We start from the raw sequence: 18,455 nt of genomic DNA on the forward strand, positions 1-18,455 counted from the left end.
ATGAAAACCAGGACTTTGCTGGCAGGTCTGTCAGCGATGACGATCGCCCTTTCTCTGTCCACCGCCGCCGTGGCGAAGGACAGCTATCGCGTTGCCGTGATCCGGTGGGAGCCGAACGACATCTATTTCAACGGCGTGCAGCTCGGGCAGGAGATCGAGAGGAAGCGCATCGAGGAAAAGGATGGCGTGAAGATCGAGTTCACGGTGTTCGGCGCCAATGACGTGAGTGCGCAACGCAATGCGCTCGACGCGCAGATCGCCCGCGGCGTCGATGGCGTGCTCCTGGTTCCGTGGCGCGGCGAGGCGATGATCAAGGTGGTCGAGGACCTCGCCGCCAAGAACGTTCCGGTCGTCGTTTCCAATGCCTTCGTGCCGAAGTCCAAGTCGACCTTCGTCGCCTTCGACAACGAGACGGCCGGCCGCAAGGGCGGCGAGGCGATCGTGAACTGGCTCGAAAAGAACCGAGGCGAGAGCTGGCGCAAGCAAGAGGGCGTAATCATCGAGCTGCGCTGCATCATCACCGCATCCTTCGACATCGGCCGCAGCGCCGGCTATCATTCGGCCTTCGATCCGATCGTCAAGGACAACCCGAACATCAAGATCGAATCCCATGAGGCGGGCTGCGACGGGTCCAAGGCCCGCAAGGTCGTCGACGACATGATCTCGCGTTACGGCAAGGACAAGATCCTTGCGGTCGCCAGCATCGACGGCACGATGGGTATCGGCGGTGCGATTCCGGCCTTCGGGGCGCAGGATATGCTGAAGAAGTCGGACGATCCGGCGCATATCCCGGTCGCGACGATCGACGGCACGCAGCCGGAACTCGCAGCGGTGGAGAAGGGCGATCTCACCCACGTCTCGGTGCAGCCGGCGACGGGCGAGGGCATCGTCTCCATGCGTCTGCTCTACGACATGATGAAGAGCGGCAAGCTTCTCGACAAGTCGGCTTCCGCCGGTACCTTCCCCATCGAGGGCGAGGAGCTCTGGGCGCCGGTCGAGATCGTGCCCTCCGAGGCCTTCGACGGCGACTGGTACAAGATCCAGGCCTATTCCGTACCGGAAGACGTGCCGGCGGCCGACGCCCGCAACTGGGCGAACCAGATGAAGGCCGCGAACTGATTGAGTGCCGGGCGGCGGCATGTCGGCCGCCGCCTTCCTTCCCGACCACGAGTAGAACCATGATCCAATCCGCCGCCCTCCCGGCGACCGGGACGCCGTCCTATCGCCTTGCCGGGTTGACCAAGAGCTTCCCGGGCCTCACCGCCGTCGCGGATGTCGATCTTTCCGTGCGCCGCGGTGAGATCCACGGCATCATCGGCCGCAACGGTGCCGGCAAGTCCGTGCTGATGAGCCTGATTTCCGGCGCGCAACAGGCGACGTCGGGCACGATCGAAATCGGCGGCGCGCCTGTCGCCATCGCCGACTACAATCCCGTGCGTGCCCACGGGCTCGGCGTTTCGCTCGTGCCGCAGGAGCCGAAATTCGCGCCGCGCCTGTCCGTCGTCGACAACATGTTCATGGGCCAGCCGCTGACCCGCAGGCTCGGCTTCCTGCGCCGTTCCGATATGCGACGCAAGGCCGTCGAGGTTGCCGAGGCCGTCGGGCTTTCCATCGATCCGGACGCGCTGATGCTGACGCTGCCCATCGAGAGCCAGCAATTGCTTGCCTTCGGCAAGGCGCAGTTCATCGACGAGGCGAAGGTCATCCTGCTGGACGAGATCACCGCTTCGCTCTCGCGCGAGCGCAAGACGATGCTGCTGTCGCTGCTGCGCGATCTCGTGCGCCGCCATCCCGACCGGTCCTACACGCTGATCTCGCACCACGTTTCCGAGATCATGGAATTCTGTGACCGCGTCACGGTCATGCGCGATGCCCGCGCCGTCGCCACGCTCGACGTCGCCGCCACCACCGGTGCGGAACTCGCCAACTGGATCGTCGGCGACATTCCCGTGATGAGCCTTGATGGCCTCGCGCGCGCCGTGCCGGAAGATCAGTCGCGCCCCATTGCCCGCATTTCCGGCCTCACCCGTCACGGTGTCTTCGAGGACGTCACGCTGTCGCTCGGCACGGGCGATGTCATCGGTTTTGCCGGGCTGGACGGGTCCGGCAAGGACGAGGCGGCCGAAGCCCTGTTCGGCCTCGGCGTGCTTGACGCCGGAACCTTCGAGATGGAGGGCAGGGCGCTGCATCTTGCATCGCCCGGCGAAGCGATGAAGCACCGTATCGCGCTGCTGCCGAAACATCGCGAGCGCCAGGCCGTCATCCAGGGCCGCTCGATTGCCGAAAACACGCTGATTTCCAGCTACCGCCAGTTCTCCACCGCGCTCGGCCTGATCGATAGCCGCCGCGCCCGCCAGGTGACGGCCGACAAGATCGTCGAGTTCAAGGTCAAGGCCAAGGGGCCGGAGATCGGTATGAGCGGCCTTTCCGGCGGCAACAAGCAGAAGGTTCTGATCGCGCGCCTGACGCTGAACGCGCCGCGCCTGCTCATCCTCAACGAACCGACACGCGGCGTCGATCTCGCCACGAAACCCGAAATCCTCAAGGCGATCCGCACCGATCTGTCGCGCGACAGTGCGGTGATCATGCTGACGGAGAGCGAGGAGGAGATGATCACGGTCTGCGACCGCATCTATGTCTTCTTCCGTGGCCGCATTATCGCCGTCCTCAAACGCGGCGAGGAGAACTTCACCGTCTCCGCGCTCTACAAGACCATTCAAGGAGTTTGAACGATGTCCAGCACAGTCCGGCTGTTCTCCCGTCTGATGGAGCGCCACCTCATCTGGGTGCTGCTCGCCGTTCTCGTCGCCGTCGGGCTCACTGTTCCCGGTTTCGCCTCGCTGCAGAACATCACCAACGTGCTCTGGGCGGCAGCGCCGCTCGGCTGCATGGTGCTCGGCCTCTTCCTCGTCCTGCTCATCAAGGAGGTCGATCTCTCGCTGGAATCGAGCTTTGCCTTTGCGCCGGCCGTCGCCATCGTGGCGATGACGGTCTGGGCGCCTGATGTGGTCCATCCCGTTCTCGCCGTCATCCTGACGCCGGTTGTTGGCCTGCTTGTCGGCCTTGCAGCAGGCGCCTTCGCGGTAAACCTGCGCGTCAACGCCTTCCTCGTGACGCTCGCGACGCTGCTCGTGATGCGCGGTGCCGTGGTCTTCCTAATTCCCGAGGGTGTCTACTACCTGCCAGCCGAGTATACCTATCTCGGCGAAGCACGCTGGTTCGGCATTCCGGTTGCGATCTTCGTCTGGCTCGTGCTCTACGGCGTTGCCTATATCTTCATGGAGCGCCATCGCATCGGCAAGGAGATCTACGCCATCGGCAACAACGAGGAAGCCGCCTTCCTCGCCGGTGTAAAGGTGCACCGCACGAAAATCCTCTGCTTCGGCATTGCCGGCCTTGCCGCCGCCGTCGGCGGCCTCCTGGAAGTCGGGCGCCTGCAATCGGTCGTCGCCGATCTCGGCGAGGGTGACATCCTCATGGTCTTCGCCGGCACCATTCTCGGCGGTACCAGCCTTAATGGCGGCATCGGGCGGCTTTCTGGCGTGTTCGGCGCGGTTATCGTCATCGCCATCATCGAGAACCTGATGAACCTCACCGGCATCGAGCCCTCGATCCGCCAGATGGTCTTCGGTTGCGTGCTGCTCGTCGCGATCTATCTTGCCAGCCTGCAGGACCGTTTCGCCCTGCATGCAAGCCGGAACTGACGGGAGAGAACGATGGCGCTGCTTCTGGGCATCGATAATGGCCTCACGGTCACCAAGGCGGTGATTTTCGAGGAGGACGGCACGCCGGTCGCCGTCGCGCGGCGGCGGGTGCCGCAGTCTTTCCCCGAGCCGCGCCATGTCGAGCGCGACATGGCGGGCCTGTGGACCGCGACCGCCGAGGCGATCCGTGAGGCGATCGAGAAGAGCGGCCGGCCGGCCGGCGATATCACGGCCATCGCGGCCACCGCCCATGGCGACGGTCTCTACCTGCTCGACGGTGACAAGCGCCCGCTCGGCGCCGGCATCCTCTCGCTCGACAGCCGCGCCGGCGGGATCATCGATGCGTGGGAGAAGGACGGCGTGGCGCGACGCGCGCTGGAGCTGACCGGCCAGACCGCCCACGCCTCGGCGCCCTCGGCCCTGCTTGCCCATATCCGGCAGCACGAGCCGGAGCGCTACCGCGCCATCGGCCATGTCTTCACCTGCAAGGACTGGCTGCGCTTCTGCCTGACCGGTGTCGTCGGCACCGATCTGACCGAGGCGAGCACGAGCTTCACCAATGTGCGCACGCAGGCCTTCGACAGGGCGGCGCTGGAGGTCTTCGGCCTCGGCGACCTCTGGCCGGCCCTTCCACCTGTTGCGCGGCCGGATGAGATCATCGGTACGGTAACGCGCGACGCGGCGGCAGCGACCGGCCTCCTCGAGGGCACGCCCGTTGCCGCCGGCCTGCACGACGTGACGGCCTCGGCGCTCGGCATCGGCGGCCATGCGCCGGGTCTGCTGGCGGTCGTCGCCGGGACCTATTCGATCAACGAGCTGGTCACCGAGGAACCGATGGCCGATCCGCGCTGGTTCTGCCGCAACGGCATCCGCAAGGGCTGGTGGAATTCAATGGCCATCTCCCCGGCCTCCACCGCGAACTACGACTGGTTCCTCGACAATTTCTGCCGCGACCTTTCGGAAAGGGCCGAGCACGAGGCGACCGACATCCATACGCTGCTGCAGCCGGAACTTGCGCGAGCGCTGGAAAAGCCGTCGGACATCGTCTTCCATCCCTTCCTCTTCGGCTCGCCCTTCGGCAGCGGTGCAAGCGCCGGCTTCTTTGGCATGCACGGCTGGCACGAGCGCGGCGACCTTCTGAAGGCCGTGCTGGAAGGCATCGTCTTCAACCACAAGCTCCACATCGACGACCTCCTGTCGCGCGTGCCGGTGGAGCGCATGCGCATCAGCGGCGGTGGCGCGCGCAGCCCGGTTCTGGCGCAGATGTTCGCCGACGCGACGGGGCTCGCCGTCGACGTTTCCTCCGCCGACGAGGCGGCCGCCTGGGGTGCGGCGCTCGTCGCCGGTACTGCGGTCGGGCTCTATGCGAGCCCGGAAACCGGCGCGGCAGCGACGACCCGTATCCTGCGTTCCTACCAGCCGGATGCGGTGCGCAGCGCCCGGCTTGCCGAGCGCTACAATCTCTATAGACAGCTTGCGGACGGGATGGCGCCCCACTGGCGGGCCATCGAGGATCTCGCAAAACGGTCAAGGGGAGTGGACGGATGAAGGCGGAAGCACGGCGCGAGGAGATTGCCGACTACATCATGAGGGCCGGCCAGGCGCGCATCGAGGATCTCGTCGAGCATTTCGGCGTGTCGCGCATGACCATTCACCGGCATATCGACGCGCTCGCCCAGCAGGGTGTGCTGCGTAAGCTGCACGGCATGGTCACAGTCCAGCCTTCCGGTCTTTACGAAAGCACGTTCCGCTACCGCGAGACGGTGGGCAAGGGGGAGAAGGAAGCGCTCGCCCGCGCCGCCATGGCCTATGTCGAGGCCGGACAGGCCGTGATGCTCGACGATTCTTCCACGGCCTGCGCACTTGCGGACCTGCTGCCGGAGGCCCATCCGCTCACCGTCATCACGAACAGCTACATTTCGACCGGCAAGCTGATCGAGGCCGAAGAAGTGGAACTGATCAGCCTCGGCGGCAAGTACCACCGCAACTACAACGCCTATATCGGCATCACCTGTGAGAAGGCGGTATCAAGCCTTCGGGCGAACGTTCTCTTCTGTTCCGCCTCTGCCATCGACGGCGTGACGGCGTTCATCCAGGACGCGCAGGTTACCAAGGTCAAGCAGGCGATGATGGCCTCGTCGAGCCGCAAGATCCTGCTCGTCGATTCCTCGAAATTCGGCAAGGTCGCCCTCAACGTGCTGAGCGATCTGACCGCCTTCGACGTCGTGCTGACGACGGACCGGGTCGACGAAGCGGTGAGGGCGCGTCTGAAAGACGCCGGCGTCAAACTCGAAATCGTGAAAATGGGCAAGAGTACATGAATGCGACAGCAGCAGGCGCCGCCGCCTTTCCCGGCGGCATGGGCGAACGGATGGCGGCGATGGCGGCGCGCGGCACGGTCGACGTTCTCATCGTCGGGGCGGGCGTCAACGGCGCGGGCCTTTTCCGCGACCTGACGGCCCAGGGGCTCGACTGCCTGCTGATCGAGAAGAATGATTATGCCGCCGGCACCAGCGCGGCGCCCTCCCGTCTCATCCACGGCGGGCTGAAATATCTCGAGACGGGCGAGTTCCGCCTCGTCGCGCAGTCGACGCTGGAGCGCAACCTGCTGCTCGCCAATGCGCCGCACTACGTCAAGCCGCTGCCGACGCTGATCCCGATCTTCTCCTGGACGAAGGGCATCGGCGCGGCGCTGCGCACGCTGTTCGGCTCGAAGAGCGCCCCGCGCAGCCGCGGCGCGCTGCTCGTCAAGATCGGCCTGATGCTCTACGACTTCTATGGCGCGCGCCACCGCGTCATGCCGCGCCATTCGACGGCAAGCCGGGCTGCCTCGCTGCGCGATCTGCCGGCGCTGACGCCCGATATCGTGGCGACGGGCACCTATTACGACGCCACCGTCACCCATCCCGAGCGCCTGATCCTCGAACTCGTGCGCGACGGCCTTGCCGACAGCCCGCGGTCCGCTGCGCTCAACCATGTCGGGCTGGAGCGCGCCGCGGACGGCGCTCTGACGGTCAAAAGCCTCACCGGCGAGGCGGCGGCGACGATCCGACCGAAGATCGTCGTCAATGCGGCCGGTCCCTGGATCGACGAGGTGAACGCCATCCTCGGCGAACCCTCGCGCATGATCGGCGGCACCAAGGGGTCGCATATTTTGCTCGACCATCCTGACCTGTTGAAGGAATTGAAGGGACGGATGATCTATTTCGAGGCGGATGACGGGCGCATCTGCCTGGTCTTCGAATATCTCGGCCGTGCCCTTGCCGGCTCGACCGACATCAAAGCGGCCAATCCCGATACGGTGCGTTGCGAGCCCGACGAGGTGGAATACCTCCTCGAAAGCCTGCGCAGGCTCCTGCCGAAGCTTCGCTTCTCTCGCGACCAGATCGTCTATGTCTATAGCGGTATCCGCCCACTGCCGGCTTCCGATGCGAAGGATCCGGGCCTCATCACCCGCGACCACGCGACGCCGGTCCTCGAACCCGCCGCCGGCCGACCCTATCCGGTCTATTCGCTCGTCGGCGGCAAGTGGACGACCTTCCGGGGCTATGCGGAAGAAGTGGCGGACATGCTGCTGAAGCGCCTTGGCGCAGGCCGCAAGGCCTCGACCCGAGACCTCGCCATCGGCGGGGGGCGTGACTATCCGAAGACCGAGGCGGGAAAGCAGGCGTGGATTGCCGGTCTCGCACGGGAAACCGGGCTTGCGGAGAAGCGCGTCGGCGATCTCTTCGCCCACTACGGCACCACGGCGCGGGTCGTTGCGGCGCATGTCGCCGCGGTTCCGGCCGATGCGCCGCTTCCCGACGCTCCGGACTACAGCACCGGCGAGGTGGATTACGTGCTGCGCAACGAGCAGGTCGGCTCGCTGGCGGACCTGGCCTTCCGTCGCACGACGCTTGCCGTGACCGGCCGTCTGACGGCGCGACTGGTCGAAGCGCTCGCCGTCCAGGCGGGAGAGACGTTCGGCTGGGATGTGGCCCGCCGTGCCGATGAAATCGCCGCCGTTCGCGCGCGGCTGAAGACCTTCCATGGAGTTGATCTGACATGATGCCCAAGAGCTACGACGAGAAGATGGCGCGCATCCGCGCCGGCACCTACCGATCGGGTGATTTCATCCTCGTCGATGCCAAGGATGCCGACATTTCCGGCGGCATCCTGACGACGGGTTTTCGCCGCGGCGCAGACGGGATCGCGGCCGGCAGCCGCACGCGCCGGGAGTTCCTCGCCGAGATGGAAACCCTTATCGCGGAAAAGGCCGTCGATGTCATGCTGGGCTCTGCGAGCAACATCGAGCGGCTCGTCGAGCGCGGCAGCTTCGACGGCAGCCCCGTGACGCCGGCCTTTCGTGCCAACGAGACGACCGACGTCTGGCTCAACATCCGCGGCGGCCGCTATCGCGAGACGCCGGCTCAGCCCTATCGCGGCGCCGATCTTCTGCGCGCGCAGGCTGAGCTCTGCCTGTTCTCGATGACCTTCAACAACGATGCCGTTGCAGACGTCGCCATGCTGGAGGCCTACCGGACCTTCCGCGCCGACGCACGCACCGCCGGCAAGCGGCATTTCCTCGAAGTGTTCAATCCGAATGCCGCAACGGGCTTCGGCGTTGCCGAGACCGGCGCCTTCGTGAACGACTGCATCGTGCGGGCTTTGGCGAGCCTCACGCGCGTCGAGCGGCCGGAGTTCCTGAAGATCGTCTATAACGGCCGCCGCGCGCTCGAGGAGCTGGTCGCCCATGACGACACTGTCGTCGTCGGCGTGATGGGCGGGGCGAGCGGCACGCATCGCGATGCGATGGAAATGGTCGCCCGCGCCGAGGCGAGCGGCGCCCGCCTCGCCATTTTCGGCCGCAAGATCAACCTTGCCGAACACCAGCTGTCGCTGACGACCTGGATGCGCGCCGTCGCGAACCGAAACGTGACGCCGGCGGAAGCCGTTCGCGGCTATCACGGCGACCTGCAGCGGTTCGGCCTGAAGCCGGACCGCGCGCTCGACCTCGACAACACGATCACCGATGCGGCGCTGAGGGAAGACGGTAGCCCGTAGCCGTCTGCGCAGAAGCGGTCGATCGAAATGCAGTTCGCCCCGGCTTGCCGGGGCGAACGTGTTTTCAGGCTTTGTCGCTTGATCAGACCGTGAGGTAGGAGGAGATGATCGACGCGATCTCCGATTGCGCATCGCTCTCGGCCTTGGGCTCTGCAGAGCTCGGATCTTCCGCTGCAGACTCGTCGCTCATGGGCGGAGAAGCGAAGTTCTGTGCGCCCCCGCCACCTTGCGGCAGGGCGTTGATCTGTGCCGAGGTCATGGCGGCAAGCTGGCCGGGCGTGAAGGCGGCAGCCTGCTCGGTGGAAAGACCGGCGAGTGTCGCCGTGCCGAGGCCGGAAATCGCGCTTGAGCTCAGCGAGATGATATCCTCAGCCGAGAACGTGGCGAGGTCGTCGGCACCGAGGGCCGCGGCCTGTGTCGCCGTCAGCGCACCGATCTGGTCGGACGAGAGCGCCCCCACCTGCTGGGCGCCGAGTGCCGACATCTGGCCATAGGTGAGAGCGGCGACCTGAGCCGTCGACAGGGCTGCGATCGACGCCGTCGACAGTGCGCCGATCGTGCCGCTCGAAAGCCCGCGGATGGCTGCCGTGCCGATAGCCGCCAGCTCCTCGGAGGAGATGGTCTGCATCTGTGCGGAGGTGAGGCCGGCAATGCCCGGCAGGCTCAGCGCGGCGATCTGGGCCAGCGACAACGCCTCGACCTGTGCGGTGCTGAGTGCTGCGATCTGGGCACTGCTGAGGCCGGAGATCGCTGCCGTGCCGAGGGCGGCGATTTCACCTTCGGAGAGCGTCGCCATATAGCCCGGCGGCAGGCCCTTGATCGCGCTGGCGCTGATCGCGGCGAGCTTGCCGTGCGAGAACGTGTCGAGCGCCTCGGTCGAAAGGCCTGCAAGGGCGGATGAACCGAGGGCCGCGATCTGGCTTGTCGTGAGCGCTTCGACCTGTTCCAGCGTCAGGCCGCCGGTCTGCGTGCTGGTAAGACCGGCCACACCGCCCGTGCTGAGCGCTGCGATCTGGGCAGGCGTCAGTGCGCTGACGTCGATGGCATCGAGGGCGGCAACCTGCTTGGAGGTGAGGGCTCCCAGCTGCTGGGTGGAAAGCCCGGCGACCTGAGCGGAGGTGAGGGCGGCGACCTGGCTTGTGGTGAGCCCGCCGATCCCCGCAGCGCTGAGTGCGGCGATCTGGCTGGCCGAGAAGCCGGCAAGCACCGCCGGCGACAGGCCGGCAATCGCGCTCGAGCTGATGGCCGCCATGTCGGCCGTCGAGAACAGCGCGATGTCATCCGCATCGAGCGCCGCGATCTGCTGCGAGCTCAGGGCGCCGACCTGGGCGCTTGTCAGCGCCTCGACCTGGTCGGCGGTCAGCGCGCCGATCTGGGCGCTCGACAGGCCGGAAATGCCGGAGGGGCTGAAGGCGGCGATCTGCTCGGGGCTGAGCGCGGCGAGCGTTGCCGTCGACAGACCGGACATGGCCCGTGAATTGATCGCGGCAAGATCGGCCGTCGAGAACAGTTCGAGGTCTTCGGCCTCAAGCGCTGCGATCTGATGCGAATTCAGCGCGGCGACCTGCTTGCTGGTCAGGGCCTCCGCCTGGCTGCTGGAAAGCGCTGCGACCTGCGCGGTGGATAGGGCGGCGATGCCGGCCGTGCCGAGGGCGGCGATCTGCTCGGGCGAGAGGACTGCGATGTCGTCCGTACCGAGCGCGCCGATCTGTGCCGATCCGAAGGCGGCGAGCTGGGTCTTGGTCAGCGCCTCCAGCTGGTCGCTGCTGAGGGCGTTGACCTGTGTGGATGTCAGGCCGGCCCCGTTCAGCGCTGCGATCTGCGCCGTCGTCAGGGCCGCGATGGTTGCCGCCGACAGGCCGGAGACCGCGCCTGATGTGATTGCGGCCATCTCGGCGGCGGTGAAGGTCTCCATCGTGTCGGCGCTGAAGGCGGCGACCTGGCTGGAACTCAGTGCGGCGATCTGGCCGCTGGTCAGCGCCTCGGCCTGGCTGGTGGACAGGACGGAAATCTGGTCCGTGGTGAGGCCGGAAACACCGGCCGAGCCGAGGGCGGCGATCTGCGCTGGGGAAAGGGCGGCGATGTCGTCCGTGCTGAGCGCTGCGGTCTGCTTCGACCCGAGGGCGGCGAGCTGGGCCGTGGTGAGCGCACCGACCTGATCGGTGGAAAGGGCGGCGATCTGGCTGCTCGTCATGCCGGAAAGGCCGGCCGGGCCGAGCGCGGCGATCTGGCTCGTCGTCAGCGAGGCGAGCATGTCGGTCGACAGGCCCGACATCGCGCTGGAGCTGATGGCGGCCATGTCGGCGACGGAGAAGGTGTCGAGGTCGTCGAGATCGAGCGCCGCGATCTGGCGCGAGGTGAGGGCCGCGACCTGCTTGCTGCTCAGGGCCTCGGCCTGGGCGGTGGAGAGCGCCGCGATCTGGTCGGTGGAGAGGCCGGCAATGGCGGCCGTGCTGAGGGCGGCAACCTGCTCCGTCGAAAGCGCGGCAATGTATTCCGTGCCGAGCGTTGCGATCTGCCGGGCATCGAGGGCACGAACCTGGGCAGGCGACAGGGCGTCGAGCTGGGCGCTGGTGAGGGCCTGGATCTGGCGGGTTGCAAGGCCGCCGATCGCAGCGGTGCTGAGGGCTGCCACCTGCGCCGTCGAGAGGTTCGCGATTGCGGCCGTCGAGAGGCCGGAGACCGCGTTTGCGCCGATGGCGGCGATCTCTCGCGTCGAGAAGGTGGCGATGTCGTCGGTCCCGAAGGCCGCAAGCTGCGCCGAGCTCATTGCGCCGATCTGGGTGCTGGTGAGTGCCTCGGCCTGGGCGACGCTGAGCGCTTCGAACTGCCGTGCCGTCATGCCGCCGATACCGGCGGTGCTGAAGGCTGCGATCTGGGCGGTCGAAAGGGCCGCGAGCGTTTCGGTCGAGATACCGGCAATGGCGTTCGAGCCGATGGCGGCGATATCCCGGGTCGAGAAGGTGGCGAGGTCATCGGCACCGAAGGTGGCGAGCTGGGCGGAGCTGAGGGCCGCAACCTGCTGGCTGGTCAGGGCTTCGGCCTGGGCGGTGGAGAGGGCGGCGAGCTGCTGGGCGCTCATCGCGCCGATAGCGGCGGTGCTGAAGGCGGCGATCTGTGCCGTCGAGAGCGCGGCGATTGCGGCCGGAGACAGCCCGGCGATCGCGCCGGAGCTGATCATGCCGATATCCCTCGGCGAGAAGGTGGCGATGTCGTCGGTGCCGAGTTCGCTGATCTGGTCGGACTTGAGGGAGCCCACCTGCGCGCTGGTCAGCGCTTCGGCCTGGGCGGTGGAAAGGGTGGCGAGCTGTTCGGAGGTGAAGCCCGCGATGCTGCCGGCATTGAGCGCGGCGATCTGAGCCGTGGTCAGTGCCGCCACGTTGTCGGTTCCCAGCGCGGCGATCTGCGCGGAGGAGAGTGCCGCCATCTGGCGGTTGTTGAGGGCGTTGATCTGTGCCGTGGTGAGTGCTGCGATCTGGTTTGCGGTCAGGCCTGAAATGCCGACGCCGCTGAGCGCATTGATCTGGGCGCTCGTCAGCGAGGCGATGTCGGCGGGGCTGAGGGCACCGACCTGTCCGGAGTTGAGCCCGCCGATCTGTGCCGTGGTCAGGGCCGCGACCTGCTCGGAGGTGAGGCCCGCCATCTGGTTCGTGGTGAGGCCGCTGATGGCGGCCGGGTTGAGACTGGCGATCTGCGCGGTGGAGAGCACGTCGATGTCGTCGTCAAGGCCGGCGAGCTGGGTGGCGTTCAGCGCCCGCAGCTGGGCGGTGGAGAGCTGGCTCACCTGCTGCGAGGTCAGCGCATCGAGCTGGCTGCTGGTCAGGCCCGTCATGCTGCTCGTGCTGAGGGCGGCAAGCTGATCGGAGGAGAGCGCGGTGATGGAGCCGGCACTCAGGCCGGGAATGGCGCGGAAGGAAAGGGCGGCGACCTGCGCGGTCGAAAGCGCCCGGATGTCTTCCACCTCGAAGGCGCCGGCCTGCGTGGGGGTGAGGCTGGCGATCTGGGCGGTGGTGAGGGCGGCGATCTGGGCAGAGGACAGCGCCTCGATCTGCCGGGCGCTCATGCCCGGGATCGCATAGCGGTCGAGGGCGGCGATCTGGCTGGCCGAAAGGCCGGTGAGCACATCGGCATCAAGCCCGGAAATCGCCCGGCTGCTGATGGCCGCAAGGTCGGCGCTCGAGAAGGTCGCGATGTCGGCCGCGGTCAACGCGGCAAGCTGGTTGGCACTCAGCGCCTTGACCTGGGTCGGGGTCAGGGCCTCGATCTGTGCCGTGCTCAGCGCTTCGATCTGGCTGGGCGAAAGGATAGCGATGACACTGGCACTGAGGGCTGCGATCTGGCCGGTGGTGAGCGAGGCGAGGACCGTTCCGTCCATCCCGGAGAACTGCTTGGCGGAAAGGCCGGCGATCTGCGCGGTCGACAGCGCGCCGACCTGCTCGTCCGAAAGCCCGATGAAGGCATCGGACGTGATGCCCTGCATCGCCTTGGCATTGATCGCCGCTATGTCCTCCGTCGAGAAGGTGGCAAGGTCGTCCGCGCCGAGGAACGCGATCTGCTGGGCGCTGAGCGCGCGGACCTGCACCGGCGAGAAGGCCTCGACCTGCTCGGGGGTGAGGGCGGCGATCTGCGTCGACTTCAGGCTGGCGATGGCGCTGGTTCCGAGGGCCGCGATCTGGTCGGTGGAAAGCGCGGCGATGGCCTCACTGCTGAGGCCGGAGATGGCCTTGGCATTGATCGCGGCGATATGTGCTTCGGTGAGCATCGCCATGTCTTCGGGGCCGAGGGCTGAAAGCTGTGTCGCGCCGAGTGCCGCGACCTGGGCGGTGGAAAGCGCCTCGATCTGTTCGGCTTCGAGGGCGCGGATCTGCGCACCCGTCAGGCTGCCGAGCGCGCCGCCGCTGAGCGCGGCGATCTGGTCGGTGGTGAGGGTCGCGACGGCGGCCGTGCTGAGGCCGGAAATGCCGCGATTGCTGATGGCCGCCATGTCCGCGGTCGAGAAGGTGGCGATGGCGTCCGGCGTCAGTGCGGCGAGCTGGACGGCGCTCATGGCGCGGACCTGATTGGGCGTGAAGGCCTCGACCTGCTCGGTGGTGAGCGCGGCGAGCTGCGACGATTTGAGGGCCGTGATCTGGCCGGTCGTGAGTGCCGCGATCTGCTCGGGGGTGAGGCGGGAGATGGAGTCGCTGCCGAGGCTGGAAAGCGCGTTGACCGAAAGCGCGGCGATATCGGCAGTCGAGAAAGTTTCCAGCGCCTCGGGAGAGAGAACGCCGACCTGCCGGGCCGTCAGCGCCTTGACCTGCGTGACCGTGAGGGCTTCGGCCTGTGCGACTTCGAGCGCGGCGATCTGCTGCGTCGAGAGGCCGGGGATCGATTTCACGCTGAGCGCGGCGATCTGGTCGGTGGAAAGGCTGGCAATCGTGCCGGTGGAAAGGCCCGTTACGGCGCTCGCCGAGAGGGCGGCGATGTCGGCGGTCGAGAACACCGCAAGGTCATCGGCTTCGAGCGCGGCGATCTGGGTTGCGGTGAGCGCCTTGGCCTGCACCGGCGAGAGGGCTTCGACCTGGTCGCTGGCGAGGACGGCGATCTGGGCGGTCGTCAGGCCGGGGATGGCGCTGCTGTTGACGGCGGCGATCTGGAGCGTGGAGAACAGCGCGATGCCGGCGGCGCCGAGCGCGGCGATCTGTCTTGCGGAAAGCGCGTTGATCTGCGCCGTCGACAGTGCCTCGATCTGCGCCTGCGAAAGGGCGGCGACGGCGGCGGTGTTGAGCCCCTTCAGCGCAGTGTTGTTGATGGCGGCGAGGGCGTCGCTGGAGAGCGCGGCGATATCGTCGGCACCGAGCGCGCCGATCTGCGCCATGTTCATCCCGCGCACCTGGGTGGACGTGAAGAGCTCGATCTGGGCCGGGCTGAGGGCATTGATCTGCATCACCGTCAGGGCCTGGATGGCGGACGGGCTGAGCGCCTCGATCTGGTCGGCGGAGAGTGCGGCGATGACGCCGATGCTGAGGCTGGGAACGGCACGGCTGGAGATCGCCGCGATATCCTGGCTGGAGAAGGTGGCAAGGCCGGACGATCCCATGGCCGTAAGCTGCTGGCCGGTAAGCGCGCGGACCTGCGCCGGGGTCAATGCCTCGATCTGCGCGGTGTTCATGGCGCTGATCTGGGTCGATCGGAGACCTGTCAGCGCGCTGGTGCTGAGCGCTGCGATCTGTGTCTCGCTGAAGGCGGCAACCGCTTCGGCGCTGAGTGCCGCGATCTGCGTCGGCTTGAGGAGTGCGACCTGCGCCGTCGTGAGCGCTGCGATCTGTTCCGGGGTCAGCGAGGTGGTCTGCGCCGGCGTGAAGCCCGCGATGGCGAGCGGCGTCAGGGCGCTGATCTGTTCGGAGGAAAGGGCGGCGATGGCCGCGGTGCCGAGAAGCTGAACGGCCTTGTAGCTGATGGCCGCCATGTCGTCGGTGGAGAAGGTCGCGATATCCGCGGGGTCGAGGGCGGCGAGCTGGGCGGCGCTCAGCATGCGGACCTGCGAGACCGTCAGCGCCTCCGCCTGCTCGGACGACAGGCCTTTCATCTGGGTCGCGGTGAGGGCGGCGACCTGGGAGGGGGCAAGATTCTCGATGGCGATTTTGTCGAGAGCGCTGAGCTGGTCGAGCGACAGGCCGATGATGGCGCTTTGCGAAATGGCGCTCAGCTGTCGGGTGTTGAGGGTCTCGATGTCCTCCACTTCCAGCGCCGCGATCTGCTTGGAAGAGAAGGCATTGAGCTGGCTCGTGGAGAGCGAGGCGACGTCCTCCGTCGTCCAGGCCAGGATTGCCGAAGTGGAGAGTTGCTTGATCTGGGCGATGCTCAGGGTGGGCACGATCGACGTCATGGGCAAAGTCCTGAAATATGGAATCGAAAGAACAGCAAATTCACCATTCGGCTGATTTTCGATACAATCGCGAGCTTGCCTGAACCTGTACGTGGAGGTTGCGGGGCGGAATGCCTGATTTCCCGGGAGTTTGCGGGCTTTCCTGCCCGCGCGGGACGGCCGAAGGGTGCGCCTGCCGGCCGGTGTTCTACGCGGCGCCGTAAAGCACCGGCATGAGGCCTGCGGAAGCCTGGAAACGCCGCCAGGATTTGTGTTCCGGTCGGGTCCAGCCGGTTTCGGCGACGGCCGAGAGGCGGGGGAAGACGAGACGGTCGAAGACGGCGCGGTCGAGCATCGGCTCTGACCAGATGCAGGCCTGCACGCCGAGCAGTCTGGCCTTCTGCGCCTCGTTCCAGCCGGAGACGGGATCGAAAGCGTAGGTCATTTCTGGCGTCGAGGCGCCAGCCCAGCTTGCTCCCGGCTCGTCCCAGTCGGCCGAATGCGCCATGTCGAGATAATAGGCCTGGCCTGGGCAGACGACCATCGTGTAGCCCTCGTCGGCAAGTGCCGCCGAGGCCGCGACGTCCCGCCAGCCGCAGAGATAGGTCGTGTCCTTGTCGATGATGTTGCCGTGCGCGGCTTCCTGCCAGCCGCCGGTGGTGCAGCCCTGTGCGGTGAGGAATGCCTGGATGCGCCTGAGGAAGATCGCCTGCAACGCCGCCGCGCCGGACCCTTCGATGGCATCGGCGCCGTGCGTGTTGGTGATCACGTTGAGCCGTTTCGCATGGGCTTCGCTCATGTCCCTTCCGGCGATTTCGGACAGTTTCGCGAGCGCCTCCGGCGAGCCGGACCACGCGCCGATCGGGACTTCGTCTGCACCGATGTGGATGGTTCGGAAGGGGAAAAGCGCGATCAGTTCCGCAAGGATCGTTTCCACGACACGGTAGGTCGTCTCGCGTGCGGGGTTGAGGCAATTGTCGGCAAAGCCCTGGACCGAATGATAGCTGCCCCGCTCGTCGGGATCGCGGAGCTCGGGGATGGCTATTTGCAGGGCATGGCAATGGCCGGGCATGTCGATTTCCGGCACGATCTCGATACCGTAGTCCTGGGCATGTCCGACGATGTCGCGGATGGCAGCCTTGCTGTAGTAGCCGCCGCTGCGTTCCGCGCCGGTACCGAGCAAAGGCGGAATGGCAAGACCTTCGCCGCGCCAGGCACTTATTGCCGTCAGTGCCGGATAGGCATCGATCTCGACCCGCCAGGCCTCGTCGTCGGAGAGGTGCCAGTGGAAGCGGTTGAGCTTGTTCCAGGCGAGAATGGAAAGCAGCCGCCGGATTTCCGCTGCGCCGTAGAACCGGCGTGCCACGTCGAGATGCAGCCCGCGCCAGCTCATCGCCGGCGCATCGGCGATCTGTCCTTCTGCCGGAAACCCGAAGGCGTGCGGATAATGATGCGCGCCGCGCCAGATCTGACCGAGCGTGATGAGCCCATAGAGGAATCCGGTTTGCCCGGAGGCGTGAATGGCGACGGAGCCGGGTGTGAAGACCAGTTCATGCGCCTCGGCGGCGAGCGTTTTCCGTATGTGGAAATGCACCGGCAGTCCGCCCTCCTCGGCAGCGCGGACGATGCCTTCGGCGGCGAAAAGTGCTTCGGTCAGCCGCCGGAATGCTGCCGCCGCCGCCGTTGCCATGGCATCTTCCGTAAGAAGCGTCAGGCCGGCGGGGACGGGGCCGAGGCGGGTGAGCGCGACATGGTTCGGCCAGGGGATGACCGAAACCGGTGCCGGTGGTCTGGCGGGCACGGGATAGGGCTCCATGCCCCGTTTCGGCGCAGCGTTGCCGCCCATGCGCTTCGTCGGCGTGGTGGCGACCTGGCGCGTGCCGCCGTCGGGAAAGAGCAGATAGGCGCCGCGTGCACCATCCGTCCAGTGCTGGAATGGCCAGGACAGGCCATGGATGGTGACGGTCCAGCTCGCGCCGGCGCCAAGCTCCAGCCCTTCCGGCGGCAGCAGCTCCGTGAAGGTTGAAAGCCGCCGGCCGATATGGCCGCCCTCCGCGGTTGCCGTGGCATCGACCTGACAGGGGCCGCTGAAGCACAGGCGGAAATTGTCGATGGCGGTCGCCCCGTCGTTGTGCAACGTGAGCCGGTAGGCCATCGCCTGCTCTCCCGCGGCCGGGATCCAGACGGTTTCGAGCGTAAGGCCGTAGAGGTCATGCGCCGGCATGGCAATCATCCCTGGACCGGCAGCATGCCGGCATAGATACCGGGCGCCGAGTCCGGGATCGGCATGGCATTGACCGTCTTCTCGTAGAAGGCCGAAGGTCCGACATCGCCGATGATCGCGTAGCCGTATCCCATCGCCTTCAGGTCGAAGAGGCTGGCAAGCAACAGGGCGTGGCCGATGCCGAGCCCGCGCGCGTCCGCTTCCACCCCCGTCGGCCCGAAAAAGCCGCGGGCGATCGCTTCATGACAGGCGAAACCGACGAGCCGGCGCTCGCGGGTTGCGATGAAGACGGTGGGTGGCTGGCGCGTCAGCGCGACCGCGGTCTCGCTGGCCCAGCCATTGCCGAACGTATCCGCCACCCAGTCGGTGACGAGCCTGGCTTCGGGCGCAAGGGCCCTGCGGATCGTCACGCCGGCCTGCGTCATCCGGGCATCGAGCGCCGGGTCGGGATCAAGACGCGAGAGATTGACGAGATAGTCCAAGGCCACGCCTCCGGTTCGGTGATCCCCTTAGAGGATTGGTAGTCAATCGCCGTGATTCAGGCAAACTGCCAGATTTTGTGTGGCCGATGGCGATAGGAATTCCCTATCAAGCCATTCGAACTGGCCCCTTGATCAATGCTGACGAATGGCAAATA

At 66.7% G+C, this 18,455-nt stretch carries 10 protein-coding genes; 7 read left to right on the forward strand and 3 right to left on the reverse strand.

From position 1 onward, the window contains the following. Genes K0P03_RS27435 through K0P03_RS27465 form a run of 7 tightly spaced genes read left to right on the forward strand, consistent with a single transcriptional unit; the run spans nucleotide 1 to nucleotide 8,747 of the window. Complete coding sequence (locus K0P03_RS27435; RefSeq protein ID WP_272791222.1) at nucleotides 1-1,119, forward strand: sugar ABC transporter substrate-binding protein; 1,119 nt, start codon at nucleotides 1-3, stop codon at nucleotides 1,117-1,119. 59 nt (nucleotides 1,120-1,178) lie between these two features. Beyond that, complete coding sequence (locus K0P03_RS27440) at nucleotides 1,179-2,729, forward strand: sugar ABC transporter ATP-binding protein (RefSeq protein ID WP_272791224.1); 1,551 nt, start codon at nucleotides 1,179-1,181, stop codon at nucleotides 2,727-2,729. Nucleotides 2,730-2,732: 3 nt separating this feature from the next. Beyond that, nucleotides 2,733-3,704, forward strand: a complete 972-nt coding sequence (locus K0P03_RS27445; protein ID WP_130514429.1) for an ABC transporter permease — start codon at nucleotides 2,733-2,735, stop codon at nucleotides 3,702-3,704. A gap of 12 nt (nucleotides 3,705-3,716) precedes the next feature. Continuing rightward, the gene (locus K0P03_RS27450) at nucleotides 3,717-5,252 is read left to right on the forward strand and encodes an FGGY-family carbohydrate kinase (protein WP_272791226.1); all 1,536 of its coding nucleotides are present in this window, start codon (nucleotides 3,717-3,719) and stop codon (nucleotides 5,250-5,252) included. Then, complete coding sequence (locus K0P03_RS27455) at nucleotides 5,249-6,025, forward strand: DeoR/GlpR family DNA-binding transcription regulator (RefSeq protein ID WP_023512106.1); 777 nt, start codon at nucleotides 5,249-5,251, stop codon at nucleotides 6,023-6,025. The genes K0P03_RS27450 and K0P03_RS27455 overlap by 4 nt, the downstream gene beginning before the upstream one ends. A 38-nt stretch (nucleotides 6,026-6,063) precedes the next feature. Next, complete coding sequence (locus K0P03_RS27460; RefSeq protein ID WP_272791399.1) at nucleotides 6,064-7,752, forward strand: glycerol-3-phosphate dehydrogenase/oxidase; 1,689 nt, start codon at nucleotides 6,064-6,066, stop codon at nucleotides 7,750-7,752. Beyond that, a complete protein-coding gene (locus K0P03_RS27465) occupies nucleotides 7,749-8,747 on the forward strand; it encodes a hypothetical protein (RefSeq protein WP_272791228.1) in 999 nt (332 codons plus the stop codon). The genes K0P03_RS27460 and K0P03_RS27465 overlap by 4 nt, the downstream gene beginning before the upstream one ends. An 82-nt stretch (nucleotides 8,748-8,829) precedes the next feature. On the opposite strand, the gene K0P03_RS27470 is transcribed toward K0P03_RS27465, so the two are convergent. The 3 genes from K0P03_RS27470 to K0P03_RS27480 all read right to left on the reverse strand — a co-directional run bounded on the left by K0P03_RS27470 (nucleotide 8,830) and on the right by K0P03_RS27480 (nucleotide 18,300). Beyond that, nucleotides 8,830-15,615, reverse strand: a complete 6,786-nt coding sequence (locus K0P03_RS27470) for a beta strand repeat-containing protein (protein WP_272791229.1) — start codon at nucleotides 15,613-15,615, stop codon at nucleotides 8,830-8,832. Between the two features lie 187 nt (nucleotides 15,616-15,802). Beyond that, nucleotides 15,803-17,818, reverse strand: coding sequence for a beta-N-acetylhexosaminidase (locus tag K0P03_RS27475; RefSeq protein WP_272791230.1), 2,016 nt, complete (start codon nucleotides 17,816-17,818; stop codon nucleotides 15,803-15,805). 5 nt (nucleotides 17,819-17,823) lie between these two features. Beyond that, on the reverse strand, nucleotides 17,824-18,300 hold the full coding sequence (locus K0P03_RS27480; RefSeq protein ID WP_050744833.1) for a GNAT family N-acetyltransferase: 477 nt from the start codon (nucleotides 18,298-18,300) through the stop codon (nucleotides 17,824-17,826). Nucleotides 18,301-18,455: the final 155 nt, after the last annotated feature.

Source organism: Shinella sp. HY16 (assembly GCF_028534175.1).
In the GTDB taxonomy this organism is placed as follows: Bacteria; Pseudomonadota; Alphaproteobacteria; order Rhizobiales; family Rhizobiaceae; genus Shinella.